This is a genomic window from Psychrobacter sp. NZS113, assembly GCF_015864825.1.
Classification (GTDB): domain Bacteria; phylum Pseudomonadota; class Gammaproteobacteria; order Pseudomonadales; family Moraxellaceae; genus Psychrobacter.
Map to the genome: position 1 here is coordinate 33129 of NZ_JADYWL010000006.1, position 14472 is coordinate 47600.

The 14472-nt window shown below is 44.2% G+C and carries 12 protein-coding genes; 9 read left to right on the forward strand and 3 right to left on the reverse strand.

Features of this window, described 5'->3' with window-relative positions; translation table 11 throughout:
- The first annotated feature begins 129 nt into the window (after positions 1-129).
- Positions 130-729 (forward strand): GNAT family N-acetyltransferase, encoded by a 600-nt coding sequence (locus I6E61_RS09935; RefSeq protein WP_197134069.1) that lies wholly within the window; start codon positions 130-132, stop codon positions 727-729.
- A gap of 55 nt (positions 730-784) precedes the next feature.
- Here I6E61_RS09935 and I6E61_RS09940 read toward each other — a convergent pair whose 3' ends face one another.
- The 3 genes from I6E61_RS09940 to ampD all read right to left on the reverse strand — a co-directional run bounded on the left by I6E61_RS09940 (position 785) and on the right by ampD (position 3736).
- Positions 785-1342 carry a hypothetical protein gene (locus I6E61_RS09940; RefSeq protein ID WP_197134072.1) on the reverse strand — a complete coding sequence of 186 codons (558 nt, stop codon included), beginning with the start codon at positions 1340-1342 and terminating at the stop codon, positions 785-787.
- Between the two features lie 120 nt (positions 1343-1462).
- Positions 1463-3013: a murein biosynthesis integral membrane protein MurJ gene (gene murJ, locus I6E61_RS09945; protein ID WP_197134074.1), complete on the reverse strand. Its 1551-nt coding sequence runs from the start codon at positions 3011-3013 to the stop codon at positions 1463-1465.
- Positions 3014-3148: 135 nt separating this feature from the next.
- Entirely contained in the window at positions 3149-3736 is a 588-nt protein-coding gene (gene ampD / locus I6E61_RS09950) for a 1,6-anhydro-N-acetylmuramyl-L-alanine amidase AmpD (protein ID WP_197134077.1), read from the reverse strand.
- Positions 3737-3901: 165 nt separating this feature from the next.
- Between ampD and I6E61_RS09955 the strand changes: the two genes are divergently transcribed.
- The 8 genes from I6E61_RS09955 (at position 3902) to I6E61_RS09990 (ending at position 14418) form a co-directional block, all read left to right on the forward strand.
- Positions 3902-6088: a DUF4105 domain-containing protein gene (locus I6E61_RS09955; protein WP_197134080.1), complete on the forward strand. Its 2187-nt coding sequence runs from the start codon at positions 3902-3904 to the stop codon at positions 6086-6088.
- Positions 6089-6200: 112 nt separating this feature from the next.
- The gene (locus I6E61_RS09960; RefSeq protein ID WP_197134082.1) at positions 6201-7040 is read left to right on the forward strand and encodes an SDR family oxidoreductase; all 840 of its coding nucleotides are present in this window, start codon (positions 6201-6203) and stop codon (positions 7038-7040) included.
- Between the two features lie 339 nt (positions 7041-7379).
- Entirely contained in the window at positions 7380-8405 is a 1026-nt protein-coding gene (locus I6E61_RS09965) for a hypothetical protein (RefSeq protein ID WP_197134083.1), read from the forward strand.
- A gap of 61 nt (positions 8406-8466) precedes the next feature.
- Positions 8467-9189: an orotate phosphoribosyltransferase gene (pyrE, locus tag I6E61_RS09970; RefSeq protein WP_197134085.1), complete on the forward strand. Its 723-nt coding sequence runs from the start codon at positions 8467-8469 to the stop codon at positions 9187-9189.
- Positions 9190-9300: 111 nt separating this feature from the next.
- The gene (gshB, locus tag I6E61_RS09975; RefSeq protein WP_197134087.1) at positions 9301-10272 is read left to right on the forward strand and encodes a glutathione synthase; all 972 of its coding nucleotides are present in this window, start codon (positions 9301-9303) and stop codon (positions 10270-10272) included.
- 417 nt (positions 10273-10689) lie between these two features.
- Positions 10690-11775 (forward strand): undecaprenyldiphospho-muramoylpentapeptide beta-N-acetylglucosaminyltransferase, encoded by a 1086-nt coding sequence (gene murG, locus I6E61_RS09980; RefSeq protein WP_197134089.1) that lies wholly within the window; start codon positions 10690-10692, stop codon positions 11773-11775.
- 84 nt (positions 11776-11859) lie between these two features.
- Complete coding sequence (murC, locus tag I6E61_RS09985) at positions 11860-13299, forward strand: UDP-N-acetylmuramate--L-alanine ligase (RefSeq protein ID WP_110923300.1); 1440 nt, start codon at positions 11860-11862, stop codon at positions 13297-13299.
- 150 nt (positions 13300-13449) lie between these two features.
- The gene (locus tag I6E61_RS09990; protein WP_197134673.1) at positions 13450-14418 is read left to right on the forward strand and encodes a D-alanine--D-alanine ligase; all 969 of its coding nucleotides are present in this window, start codon (positions 13450-13452) and stop codon (positions 14416-14418) included.
- Positions 14419-14472 lie beyond the last annotated feature (54 nt).

Here is a 14472-nt window from a genome sequence, read left to right on the forward strand (position 1 = left end):
TAAGTAGGGCGCTGTCAGTTCCGCTATTCTAAAAGAACAGAACCACTGCGCTTATCTTACTTTGACGGCTATCGTTAGCAATCAGCTGTATTTAAACAAATCATACGACCAACTAACTATGGAGCTTCTATGTCCGATGTTGCCTTGAATGCTGTACCATCTATCTTGCCCCAACACAATCTCAATGACGATTTTATTGTACAGCGTGCAAGTGAGAGAGACCTGCCAGAGATATTAGCGATTTACAATCAAAGCATTGCGGGCAAGCAAGCAACAGCCAACCTTGTTCCAGTGACCTGTGAAGAGCGTGAAGAGTGGTTTGATGAGCATTTAAATAGCGCCACGCGACCTATTTATGTCGTTCGCTCAGTGACTAAAACTACCGAAAGTGGTGGGCAAGCAGAATCATCGCCGATGGTGGCATGGGGCAGTTTCAGTGATCTTTATGCACGTATGGCGTACCATATCAGCACCGAGATTAGTATTTATTTGCACGAAGGCCATCAAGGCAAAGGACTGGGCAACTTACTGACACGCTGGATGCTCACTCAAGCACCGAGCTTAGGTATTCACAACATCATCGCGCTTGTTTTTGCCCATAACCAACCAAGCTTAGGATTGTTCCGTAAGCTTGATTTTGAGCAATGGGGGTATATGCCAAAGGTTTGTGATATGGAAGGTTTTATGGCGGATGTCGTCATGCTTGGAAAAGCGGTGAAAGAAGATTAAAGTCAGTTAGATAAAAAAAAGAATCAAATAGCATCATGCTTGATAGTGTGATGCTTTAGCCTAAGATTTTCCATTGACCGTCTATTTCTTGTAGCTCGTAAGTCAAGGGTGCAGGCTCACTCTGTCCTTTTAGCATCAGTTCACCAGTGATGGTGGCACGAGTTTTGTCATCATTGTATTGAGTATCGGTAATGGTGACACCTTCAACGGTTTGCTGAAAGGCAGACTGGGTCTTAGCCAACTCTTCTTCAAAGTTTGCCATGTCTACTTCATAGTATCCAGCGGCTTGCTTTACATCACCGTAGTACAGGCTATCCAGTGCTTTTTTAACCGTATCTTCTGGTGTGCCAGTTTCGGTAGGATTGGTGACTAGGCTTTTTTGCTGAGTAGCGTCTTTATTACTATCAGCTGCTTTGTCATCATCAGCTACTTCTTCGCTGTCAGCTACTATTTCATCGTCAGTTGCACTATGAGAATCGCCCACTTCTACTTTGTGCACTGTTTGTTCTGCATCGACATCATTGCTACAACCGCTCAGAAGCAATCCAGTACTCAGCAGACCAGTCGCAAATAAGATTGGTAAACGTGGAAGTATCAGCTTTTTAGTCATCATCGGGCCTCAAAATTTATTTATTAATGCATAAGCTATTATGACAATTATTCATACTGAACACTGTCAGTTCTCATGCCAAGCTTGTTTTGGTTTCGTAAGTTAAGGCCTTGTTTGGTATGTTTAGCCATGCTTTAGTTGGCGAGGGCGGAAGCCTGTAGCGAGTAATACCACACCATAGACCAAAGCACCCACGGCACACATAATGATTAGAGCGGCAATACGTCGCCACTGAGCATCATCGGTAGGGAAGTACGGCAACATGAAATACAGCACTGCAATCATCGCAGTTGTAGAAATTGCAAACTGGGCAAACAGTTTTTTCCAGTGGCTGCCAAAACGGAAAATATCGCGCTTATGCAAGAAATAATACAATAGCCCTGCGTTCACAAATGCCGCACCTGTGGTTGCTAACGCCAAACCACCGTGTAGTGGAATCTCTAAAAAATAGAAAATACCAATAAATATAACACTAAAGACCATATTGGCTATGACGGAGATGATACCGATTTTTACAGGCGTTCGAGTGTCTTGACGTGCAAAAAATGCAGGGGCAAATATCTTAATCAACATAAATCCTAAGATACCACCAGCCATACTACGCAATGCCAGCGAGCTCATTTGTGCATCACGCAAGGTAAATTCACCACGCAAAAACAACGCTTGCATCAATACATCTGCAAGCACAAACAGCGCCGCTGATGCCGGAACACCTACTAATATGATTAAGCGTGCCGCCCAATCAATCGTCTTTTTAAAGCTAACGTCATCTTGCTTGGCTTCACTTTTAGACAAACTTGGCAAAATAACCGTACCAATTGCGACACCAATCAATCCTAGTGGTAGCTCGCTCATACGTTCTGCAGTGTATAACCAAGAAACCGACCCACCAATCATCAATGATGCAAAAACGGTGTTCAGTAGTAAGTTAATTTGAGTGACAGAAACACCAAAAATAGCAGGGAGCATGAGCTTTAAAATGCGGCGAACGCCTTCATGCTGAAAATCAATCTTTGGAGCGACCAATAGTTTTTGTTGCCATAGTTGTGGTAGCTGTAGCAAAAACTGTAGCAGCCCTGCGATAGCGACGGCATAGCCGAGTGCCATGATAGGTGTGTCGAACATTGGTGCAAAAATCAGTGCGCCACCAATCATGCATAAGTTTAATAATACTGGTGCAAATGCTGGTGCAGCGAATCGTCCGTAGCTTTGCAAAATACTACTGGCAAAAGCCGTCATGGAAATAAATAGCAAATATGGAAAGGTCAGGCGCAGTAATTCAGCGGTGATGGCAAATTTATCAGGTTGATCGGCGAAGCCGGGTGCAAACAACGTCACGACCCAAGGCGCGATTAAAATCACCACGACCGTCAGCATAGATAAAACCATCAACAGTGCACCTGAAGTACGACTGACTAAAATCTGTACTTGCTGAAGGTTATATTTTTCTTTGTATTCGGATAGAACAGGTACAAAAGCTTGGCTAAAAGCGCCTTCTGCAAATAGACGTCGCAAAAAATTGGGTATCTTAAAGGCGACCAAAAAGGCATCCATCAGACCACCAGCGCCAAAAACACCTAACAATACGACATCACGTACTAGGCCTAAAATACGAGACAGCATGGTCATACTGCTGACCACCATGGTTGAACGAAATAACCGACTTTTTGCCATGAGAACCTATCTTGCTAAGTTGTATTGGGTTGTGTGCTGATTTGCTGTGTTGAAAAACTGATGAATTATATCACTTTCATAATCGAGATAAATGGATTGAATGTGGAATATGACATGTGGAAAAAATACGCTTTTTTATTTTAATAAAATAGCAACGTTTTCACGCAGTTTTGTCCATTCAAAATAATCACCGGGATCGGTCTTACGTCCTGGCGCAATATCGCTATGACCTGTCAAGTGACGACGAGTTTTAGGATAAGCCTCATAGATAGCACTGACGACCTGTGCGAGACTGTCATATTGCATATCAGTGAAAGGCGTAAAATCCGACCCTTCAAGTTCAATACCAATGCTATAATTGTTACATTCCGGTCGTCCCAAATAGCTTGATCGACCGGCATGCCAAGCGCGCTCGTTAAAGTTCACAAACTGAGTAATCGCGCCATCACGCTCGATAAATAGATGCGCCGAGACTTCCGCACCTTCTATGGTCTGGAAATAAGGATGGGCATTCCAATCTAGTTGATTGGTAAACAGCGCCTTAACGTAGTGAGTGCCATCAGTGTCGCAAGCGCCGAACTCATTGGGTGGCAAGCTGATATTATGAATGACGACAGTGTCGATATTCATATCTACTGGTCGCATATTTTTATTAGGCGATGCGAGCCATGTGGCTGCAGATAATAAGCCATCTTTAATAGTCATTGAGGATGATTTGGACATAATATTCTCTTTTACTCGAAATTTATCAAACACGCCCCAGAGATTCAAACGATCTAGGTCGAAAACGGGTTTTGGATTGTTTTATTTAACACTACAGTAGACATTATTAGTCAGCCCCTAATCACGCTATCAGCGTATGAATAATAACGTGCGAGGTTTTATCTCATGGCTCCAAAGCCTATGTCTTTATCAGTTGATTGTACCTTAACAATAACTTGCCAACGAGCATGTTTGCCACTTGCTATTGCTGGGTTACTATTCTCTGGCCAAGCACAGGCTTTTTTGCCCACGCCAGACTCGCTAGTAATGACAGGTGAGTTGGCGAATGAGCCACAAACACCGATAGATAGTAATGCGGCACATCCTGTGGCATATAATATGCCACAGGATGGCGCTGACGAAGAAACCAATAGCACGCAAAGTATGCAAGGCCTACAAGACAGCAGTGCTCAATCGTTATTAGCCACGTGGCGCACACAAGCAAAAACAGAAAATCTGGCACAGCATACAACATGGCGACGATTACTGTATTTCTTTGATGATCAAAAGAACTTAATTGGTAAGAAAAAAAACACCAGCATGGTTAGTGATGCTGATTTCTTCTTAAGTAAAAACGGTCGGAGTGATTCAGGTGCAGAGCTTGATGCGCTGCTTGTTGCCCTTGCCGACGAAATGCAGGCCGCTACTAATCAGCAGACCGCTAATAAAAATTCTACCCAAACACATGATGGTCATTCTGTTAGTAATCGTGCGGTCGATCGCAACTCTGTACTATGCCGTTTTCCAGCGCGAGTACAATGGCTGACTGATACGTTGAGTATTGACGACACTGTGCTACAAGCTGATTGTCCAGAGCTGGATGAGTGGATGCAAATGATGGCACCTGAGCAGCTGTCTCTCATGTTTGCACAGGAATATTTGGACAATCCTCTTTCAGCGTTTGCTCATACTCTACTGCGTATCGACTCAAAAGAAAGCGTCGCTGATCCTAGCCAAATTCATCACGCTCATGCGCTGAATTATACGGTAGATGGCAATCCTGAGGACAGCTTTCCGGTATATTCCGTCAAGTCAATGATTGGTGCTTATGACAGCCTTATCGAGATTGACCCTTATCCTCAAAAGCTCGTTAATTATCTACAGGGAGATGAGCGCGATACGTGGACCTATCAATTGGATTTGACACCAAGCGAAGTTCAGCAAATCATGTTGCATGTCTGGGAAACCAAGGATTTGAAGTTACCGTATTACTTCACCACAGATAATTGCGCGTCTGAAGTGTTACGTCTAATTGACGTAGTGCGCCCGCAGCAGCATTTATTAAGTAGATTGCCTTATGCGGTCATTCCCTCAGATGTCGTGCAGTTGCTCAATAATGAAGGCTTGCTTGCCAGCAGTATTTACACGCCAGCAGATAGTACCTTGCGCCAATCTCAGTTAAATAAAGTGAAGCAGCAACGTGAGCAACTCGGCTACCAGAGCAGCGCCACACAGACGATTGATGAGATTAAATCTGCTCAGCTCAATGCTGTTTCGAGCATGTCAGCTGATAAGCAAACATTACTGCCGACTAGCATCGTTGTATCAGACAATAACCCTATTGACAGACATCCTCTAACATTGGGGGGCATCGGGATAGGGCAGCGTGGTGACAATAGCTATATCGATTTGGGCTTGCGGGCAGGATTCCATGATACGCTTGACCGCTCTTCAGGATATCCACAGTTTTTCAATCTAGAGGGTATTGCGGCGACCTTACGTTTATATGACACGGATAATGATAAAGACAATCAGCCAAAAAATGTGGTCTTGCAAAATGCCACTTTAATTAGCGGTCGTTCTTTTAATCCCGTTAACTCTGCTAAAAAAGGTAAAACGTGGGGCGCAAGCATCGAAGCGACGCGCGTCAATGACGGCTCGCAGGAAGATGGTACAGACCATTTAGTGGGGAGCGTAGGCTATGAGACAGGGTGGTCTTGGGCATTTGGAACGCCTAATGCAGGAACTGGTGAGATGCCGCCGCAGTTATGCTACACCTTGTTGTCCGGCACGACGCAAGTAGGTCGCGGTATCAATAAAGGCTTTCGTGTCGGTGCAGGCGTGAATGCGGGCTGTCGTTATCAGATTAACAATCAGTTACGCGCGCAGGCTGAATTGCAACTGCCATATTGGTATCATGGCAGCAGCGATGAGTCGGACGTCCGTGGTCACTATTGGCAACCAATATCGACGCTAGGTCTGCAATATGATATTGATAAAAAACAAGCATTACGTATCAATGCTAACTATGATTGGCAAGATCGTGTTGATACCAATGAAGATGTACAGCTGTCGTACAGGCGTTATTTTTAATTTGATACCTTTATCAACCTAGCCTCTTCTAAGATAGGGTTTTCTTAGAGATGGCATTTGAATATGACGGTTGATGATATCTCCGTATATTGTGCTAAATAAAGGATATGTGATGAGTAAGCAAAATTTACTGATTATTGGTCAAGGTGATATTGGATTGCCAGTGACCAATAAGCTTGCGCAGGATGGCTTGAATGTCACGGGTCTGGCTCGTGGTGAGCGGTATGTTTATGCGTTGGATGATAAAGCCATATTCAAACAAGCCGATGCATTAACGCTGACTGCCCAAGTCTTACAAGGTTTTACGCATATTGCCATTATCGTGACTCCTGACGAGTATTCGACCAGCGGCTATCAGAATAGTTACTTAGCGATTTGTCAGCATTTGGCAAATCTTGCAGAAAATCTGACCAGCCTTGAGCGCATTGTCTTTATCTCATCAACGGGTGTCTATGGCCAAGACAATGGCGAATGGATTGACAAAGATACAACGCCGACGACTCCTGAGCGCGAAGCATCAAAGGTTATATTGCAGGCGGAACAGTCTTTGCAGCAGAGTTTCAACGATAAAGCCATCATCATTCGTCCAAGTGGTATCTATGGGCGTACGCGTCTAATGCGCCTACGTAAAGCCCGCGAGCCGCAAAAAGAGCCAGTGGCCGCTAGCCATTGGAGCAATCGAATTATGGATCGTGATTTGGTCAATATTATTGCCAATGTATTGACCACGGAGTCGCCAGAGCCAATATATCTGGCGACTGACTATGCGCCAGTGACAACATTGGAGTTGGGTGTTTGGTTAAGTGAGCAAATAGATGAGACACCTCCTGCCATTGATAAAGAAAAAACAGCGGTTACGGGGAAACGCTTGCATAGCAACATTCCATTAGCTTGGCTAGATTATCCTGATTGGCAAGCAGGTTACCGTGATATTTTGCGCCATCAAACATAGTACTAGGGCATGTCCTCGATCTGAACATTAAGCTTTAAATGGGCTAAAAATGGTTAAATATTTGCTAAACTGCATCAAGTAGCTTGCTAATATCTCGATATTATTTGTACTACTTTCCTTGTTTGGCTGCAATTTATCTCATTTTTATCACCATTTTCAAATTGAGAACACGCCCTACATCAAAAAAGTAAGCGTCGTCGTGTCCAAGTTGGTTTGGTCTACAATGTGTAGTACTGGCGTTCGTGTTCCTCGCTACTCTAATTTTTGTGAATGGTATAAGATGACCGTTAGATCTGATTTGCCTTATTCGTTTTATATTTTATAGTCTATGGAGCTCTCATGACCCAGCCTTCTACTTCTGATAATCGCTTATCCAGTGCTAACATCGTAGCAGCAGGTGGCAAGCGTACAGAAGGCAGTGCTGAGCAGTCGCCTGTTTTTGCTGATAGTAAACAACCTGCCATCGTGCATCCTAACTTTGATCCTAAGCAGTCTCCACTTGATCCAGCAAGGCCGTTGACTGATATTCCAGAGCCCGCACGTCGTCTAAATACTCAGCTACGTCGTTTATATGGTAACGCTGCCCGTTTTTATCAGCCCAATAAAGACAGCCTATCGAAGTGGGCGTTGATTGCTTCAGAAGACTTGGGTGAGTATCTGTCACTTCTGAGTGCAGCAGAGCTCGCAGAGTTTCCGGACAGCTTTTATCATAATAATAGCGAGCAACCGTTGTTATCAGCATTAACGAATATGACGTTATTAGATATGTCAGATATTCAGCAAGCGCTTCAGGCTTATCCAAAACTACATCGTTATGGTTTCACGCTTGCTAATAGTCCGTTAAGCTCTGCTCTGAATGGTGATGATGACAGTAACCGCAATACCAGTAGCAGTAGTGTTAAAGACGCTTCAGCCTCGCTGCGTGCATTGACCAAACGTTATAATCCTGATGAATTACTCAGCAGTATCTATGCTGATGATTGGCAAGTGATTTTGCAGCCGGAGCAGTTTGAGACAGGCGAGGGTAGTCTGGCCACTGATATCATGGCGTGTAGTGTTGCGGTCCATGCATTGCAGCAGTGCAGTACGCGCAAAAGTATCAATCACAGCTATAGCGCAGCGCAAATTTGTCAGCATGTCCGCAGTTATCTGCTCAGTCAGGTCATCTGTGAGCCATCGCAGCGTCATGCATACCGTCAGGTGCGTCTATTTACTGGACACATTATTGTTGCTGCTTATCACTTGGGCTGGGAGATACAAGTGAGTCATGATGGTCAGTGCTATTTCAATCTCTCATCACGCAGTGGTCTATTGACCCGTTATCCTAATATGCAGGATTACGACATCAATGGTTGGTCAAGCTGATCAATAATGCGTACAATAATGCCAATTTTTTGCCCTCATTTTTGTTAACAGGAACGCCTTCATGTCCAATGCCCATGTATCTAATACTTCAGCACCTAATGCTCAACCTACTTTTTCATCGCATCAATTCATTCAATTGGCTTTAGATAACCAAGTGCTTAAGTTCGGTGAGTTTGTTCTTAAGTCTGGTCGTATTAGTCCATACTTTTTTAATGCAGGTTTGCTGGCGACAGGTGAGATGCTATCGTTGTTAGCACGTGGTTATGCTGACGCTTTAGCTGAGCAGATGGCCGCGACCAATAATGGTACCGATGAGCAAGAGCTGGTCATTTTTGGTGCCGCTTATAAAGGCATTCCATTCGTTGCTGCCACCGCACAAGCGCTATGGAACCATCATGGTATCAATGCTAAATGGGGTTACAATCGTAAAGAAGCCAAAACTCATGGCGAAGGTGGTAACTTGGTGGGTGCTGATGTCAATGGCAAAGCAGTTTGGGTATTAGATGATGTCATTACAGCTGGCACGGCCATGCGTGAAGTGGTTGAGATATTAGAGCAAGCGGGCGCAAGCGTTGCAGGTATCATTGTCGCTCTTGATCGTAAAGAAAAAGGTCAAGCTGAGCATTCTGCTATTCAAGAGTTGGCCTCGACCTTAGGAGTACCAGTGCGTGCACTCATCGATATTGATGATTTAATCAGCTATCTAGCAGATGACAATAGCCAATACAAAGATGCGACTCAGCTTGCAAAAATGCAGCATTATCGCACGCAGTACGGCGTATAATTTGTCATAGATGGCTTTATGAGTGAGCATATTTCATGCTGAATAGATGGTGTTTCCCTATTTAACCGCTTATACCTGCCTATTAATAATACAACGTAAGTGAGTTTTGTTATGAGTCTAGAAAATCAAAAAAAATCGTTAAACATACTCGTTATTATGGATCCTATCGAGCAGGTTAATTATAAAAAAGACACTACCTTAGCTATGATGTGGTCAGCACAAGATCGCGGGCATAGCCTAGGATACTGTCAGATTCATGACCTTTGGTTGGATCGTGGGCAGTTGATGGTCGATACGCAGCCAGTAACGGTAAAGCGTGATCCAGCAGATTTTTATACATTGGGTGATAAAACGACAGCACCAGTCAGTGATTATGACGTGATTTTGATGCGTAAAGATCCACCGTTTGATATGCGTTTTATCTATACAACCTATATGCTCGATCATGCAAAAGCGGCAGGCGTACTCGTGGTCAACGATCCGCAAGCCATCCGTGATTGTAATGAAAAACTATTTGCCACTTGGTTCAGCGACTATATGAGCCCAACGATTGTGACCAGCAAACAGGCGCACATCCGCAAGTTCATTGCTGAGCAGCAAGATGTGATCGTCAAACCCCTAGATGGTATGGGCGGTACAGGTATCTTCCGTCTGACTGCTGATAGCCCCAATATTGGTGTCACACTAGAAGTATTGACGGAGTTAGAGACGCTGCCAATTATGGCACAGCGTTATTTACCAGAGATTGTCGAGGGCGATAAACGTGTATTAATCGTCGATGGTGTGGTGGTAGATTATAGTTTGGCTCGTATTCCAACCAAAGGCGAGACCCGTGGTAATCTAGCTGCTGGTGGTAGTGGTGTTGCTATGCCGTTGACTGATATCGAACGTCAAGTGGCAGAGGTAGTAGCACCTATTGTGAAAGAAAAAGGTCTTATGTTCGTTGGCTTAGATCTCATCGGTGGTCGTATTACTGAGATTAACGTTACCAGTCCGACTTGTGTACGCGAGATTGATGATCAGTGTGGTACAGACATTGCAACGGATTTCATTATCGCTATCGAAAATAAATTCACGATTTGAGCATCGTAGTAATGATAGAGTGATTTATCATTAAGGTATGTGCACAATGATAAAAAAATAGTTGTGCTAAGCTATAGTCATTCCACTATAAAAGTATTACAGCGTTAACCTTGCTTGAAGTATCACATATACATCTACACTCGGTTGCCTTGTACTACTTTTAAATTGAATTGACTATATCTTATCGAAACGTGATTGAAGATGTCGATTCTATCGATGTTAAAGCGTATTTATAAAAGCCAAGCCGAGGTTGTTCACGGCTTGGATTTTTATTATTAACGACGCATAAAATGCTATATACAAGTCAATGATTTACACTATACTATGCGAGATTTTATAGGGTCGTTATGTGTCGATAACTAAAATCCTGATAGGATAATAAGTCCTTCATATAAATAAAAAGATAGGCAGGCGTTCATGAAAAAACCGCATATATTAATGATGGCTGCTGGTACTGGTGGGCATGTATTTCCAGCATTGGCAGTGGCTGAAGAATTGACTCAGCGCGGTGCGATTATTCATTGGTTAGGAACGCCAAATGGTATGGAAAATGGCCTAGTTAAACCAACTGGTTATAGCTTTCATGCAATTGACATGCAAGGGCTGCGTGGTAAGGGAGTAGGGCGCTTGTTGAAGCTACCTGTAACCCTGCTATCAGCGACGATGGCTGCTATAAAAGTCATTCGCAACAATCAGATTGATATTGTCGTAGGCTTCGGTGGTTATGTAACCGCACCGGGCGGCATTGCAGCACGTATGACTAGCACGCCGCTTATTATTCATGAGCAAAATGCTATTGCTGGCATGAGTAATCGCTATCTGTCTAAAATTGCTACCAAGGTATTACAGGCCTTTGAGGGTACTTTTGCAAATAGTGAACTTGATGCAAAGCTAGAAACGGTTGGTAATCCAGTACGTAATGCCATCACTGGTGTCGTGGAGCCGTCTATACGTTACGATTTGAATGATACGTCACCACTTAAGCTACTGGTGGTTGGTGGCTCGCTTGGTGCACAAGTATTAAACGATACCGTGCCAAAAGCGCTGGCGTTGATAGATCGTCCCTTTGAAGTGCGTCATCAATGTGGACGAAACAATGAGGCTGCCACGCAAACTGCTTATGATGAGCAAGATTTGAGCATTCATAAATTCATGGTACAGCCATTTATTGATGATATGGCTGCTGCTTATAACTGGGCAGACATCATTGTTTGCCGAGCAGGTGCGTTGACCGTTACCGAAATTCAAAACGTCGGTATTGCTGCTATTTTTGTACCGCTGCCGCATGCAGTTGATGATCATCAAACGGCTAATGCTCGTACGTTAACCTCACATGATGCGGCGATTTTATTACCTCAATCTGAGTTGACACCGCAGCGTTTGAGCAATGAGCTTGCAGTGCTTGATCGAAGTGCTTGCTTAACCATGGCAAAGAAAGGCCATGCACTTGCCAACCGTAGTGCTAGCAAGCAGGTCGCTGATATTATTTGGCAAACCCTGTAGCTTATATTTCTATCAGCTGCTATTTTTATAACTGATTATTCTGATTCACCACATTTTATTCGCCTTTAACCAAGAGAATTGATTATGCCTACCTCTGCGAAAGCGCTACCTAAACGTTTGATTGAAATACCAGAAATGCGTCGTATCCAGCATTTGCATTTTGTGGGTATTGGCGGTTCAGGAATGTGCGGTATCGCTGAGGTAATGAGCAATCAAGGTTACGAAGTAAGTGGTTCTGATATCGCTGAGAGTTTGGTGACTCGACGTTTACAGCAGATTGGTATTGAGATATCGATTGGTCATGACTCTAAAAACATTGCCAATGCAGATGTCATCGTCGTATCGTCAGCGATTGATCGTAGTAATCCTGAGATTAAAGCAGCACTCGAAGCGCGCTTACCAGTGGTACGCCGTGCAGATATGCTAGGTGAGTTGATGCGTTATCGTCATAGTATCGCTGTTGCGGGTGCTCATGGTAAGACCACAACGACTAGCTTGCTCACGACGATGATGGCAGAAGGTCAGCTCGACCCTACATATGTGATTGGCGGTAAGCTTAATGCCTCTGGGAAAAATGCCGCGCTTGGTAGCAGTCGTTTTTTAGTCGCTGAAGCTGATGAGTCTGATGCATCGTTTTTATCCTTGCATCCGATGGCTGCGATTGTAACGAATATCGATCAAGACCATATGGAAACTTATGAGAACAGCTTTGATAAATTAAAAGCAGCTTATATTCAGTTCCTACAAAACATGCCGTTTTATGGCTTGGCTGTGGTGTGCGGTGATGACCCAGAGCTGTATGCGATGATTGATGATATTGGCCGCCCTGTACTGACTTTTGGTCTTGAGCCTTTTAATGATGTGCAAGGTGTTGATTTGGTGACTGAGGGCACTAAAACCCACTTTACCGTATTGCGCCGTGACCGTGAGCCTTTACGTTTGACGCTCAACATTCCTGGTACTCACAACGTTTATAATGCGCTCGCCGCTATCACGATGGCGACCGATGAAGGCGTGGATGATGAAGCCATTAAGCGTGCCCTGCAAAAATTCGAAGGCGTTGGCCGCCGTTTTGAACAGCATGCCTCTGTAGATATTGATGATGGTAACGTCCTATTAATTGATGATTATGGTCATCATCCAAAGGAAGTCGATGCGACCATCAAAGCGGCTCGTCAAAGTTTCCCTGATCGCCGTTTAGTCATGCTGTTTCAGCCACATCGTTATAGCCGTACGCGTGACTGCTATGATGATTTTGTCGAAGTGCTGTCAAGCGTAGATGAACTATTATTATTAGACGTATATTCAGCAGGTGAAACCCCAATTACAGGTGCTGATACTAAGTCATTAGCGCGTAGTATTCGTTTGCGCGGTGAAGTTGAACCTACGATTGTTGATAAGGACAATCTAGCGCCTGTGATGCAGCGTTTATTGAAAGCCAATGACATGCTGATTACTCAAGGCGCTGGTAATGTGGGGCAAATATCTGTTGATTTGGCTGCAAACAACCTTTACATCAAGTAAGCTAAAAGAACTCTAGGAGTTATCCTCATGACGACGAACAATGATCAAAAACATGCAAAAAATACAGCCACGGATGCCGCTGAGGATAAGACAGCTATTATTAATCCAGAGCCAGCCCTAGCAGCAGTTGCACAAGCAGAGAAAAACAGTATGGAAAATAACCAGTCAGGCCAAGAAGTATCATCAAATGTTGCGCCTAGCAAAGTAAAAGATGCGAGTGAGTTCGGCAAAGTTGCAGTCGTTTATGGCGGTAGTAGTAATGAGCGCAGTGTATCTTTAGACAGTGGCGCGGCTGTATTGCAGGCCCTCCAAAACCAAGGCGTTGATGCCACTCATTTCGATCCTAAGCATCAAGACATTACTGAGCTACGCGCGTATGATCGCGTGTTCAATGTGTTGCATGGTCGTGGCGGCGAAGATGGCTTACTACAAGGCGTGTTGCAATGGTTTGAGATTCCGCAGACAGGCTCAGGAATTTTGGCATCGGCACTGGGCATGGACAAAGTACGCACCAAGCAATTGTGGCAAGGTTGCGGTGTAGCGACAGCCCCATTTTCATTGTTGACAGCGGATACCGACTGGCAGCAAGTAGTCAACATGCTAGGTCTGCCACTTATCATCAAACCTGTCCATGAAGGTTCAAGTATTGGCATGACGAAGGTCAACAATCTTGATGAGCTTCCAGCTGCCTATGCGACAGCGGTACAGTGTGGCGATGTAGTAATGGCAGAGCGCTGGATTACTGGTCGCGAGTTTACGATTGTTATTATCGACGATGAGGCTTATCCGGTCATTCGTCTTGAGCCCGCAGATATCACCAACTTCTATGATTTTGAAGCCAAGTACAATCGTAATGATACCAGCTACTATATCCCGTGTGGCTTGAGCGATGCTGATGAAAAGCACTTACAAGATTTAAGTCTGGCAGCATTCCGTGCTGTTGATGCAAAAGGTTGGGGACGTATCGATGCCATGCAAGATGAAGCAGGCAATTTCTGGTTGCTTGAAATCAATACTGTACCGGGTATGACCAGTCATAGTTTGGTTCCGATGGCAGCCAAGGCTCGAGGCATGGACTTTGATACCTTATGCTGGCATATTTTAGCGCAGACAGTGTAGTTAGCTTTAAGTATTGTTATACCTATTCATTCACGCAGCGTCATTCAGAGAACT

Coding starts and splice junctions, on each gene's coding strand:
- I6E61_RS09935 (WP_197134069.1), top strand. CDS start 130: ATGTCCGATGTTGCCTTGAATGCTGTACCATCTATCTTGCCCCAACAC.
- I6E61_RS09940 (WP_197134072.1), bottom strand. CDS start 1,342: ATGATGACTAAAAAGCTGATACTTCCACGTTTACCAATCTTATTTGCG.
- murJ (WP_197134074.1), bottom strand. CDS start 3,013: ATGGCAAAAAGTCGGTTATTTCGTTCAACCATGGTGGTCAGCAGTATG.
- ampD (WP_197134077.1), bottom strand. CDS start 3,736: ATGTCCAAATCATCCTCAATGACTATTAAAGATGGCTTATTATCTGCA.
- I6E61_RS09955 (WP_197134080.1), top strand. CDS start 3,902: ATGGCTCCAAAGCCTATGTCTTTATCAGTTGATTGTACCTTAACAATA.
- I6E61_RS09960 (WP_197134082.1), top strand. CDS start 6,201: ATGAGTAAGCAAAATTTACTGATTATTGGTCAAGGTGATATTGGATTG.
- I6E61_RS09965 (WP_197134083.1), top strand. CDS start 7,380: ATGACCCAGCCTTCTACTTCTGATAATCGCTTATCCAGTGCTAACATC.
- pyrE (WP_197134085.1), top strand. CDS start 8,467: ATGTCCAATGCCCATGTATCTAATACTTCAGCACCTAATGCTCAACCT.
- gshB (WP_197134087.1), top strand. CDS start 9,301: ATGAGTCTAGAAAATCAAAAAAAATCGTTAAACATACTCGTTATTATG.
- murG (WP_197134089.1), top strand. CDS start 10,690: ATGAAAAAACCGCATATATTAATGATGGCTGCTGGTACTGGTGGGCAT.
- murC (WP_110923300.1), top strand. CDS start 11,860: ATGCCTACCTCTGCGAAAGCGCTACCTAAACGTTTGATTGAAATACCA.
- I6E61_RS09990 (WP_197134673.1), top strand. CDS start 13,450: ATGGAAAATAACCAGTCAGGCCAAGAAGTATCATCAAATGTTGCGCCT.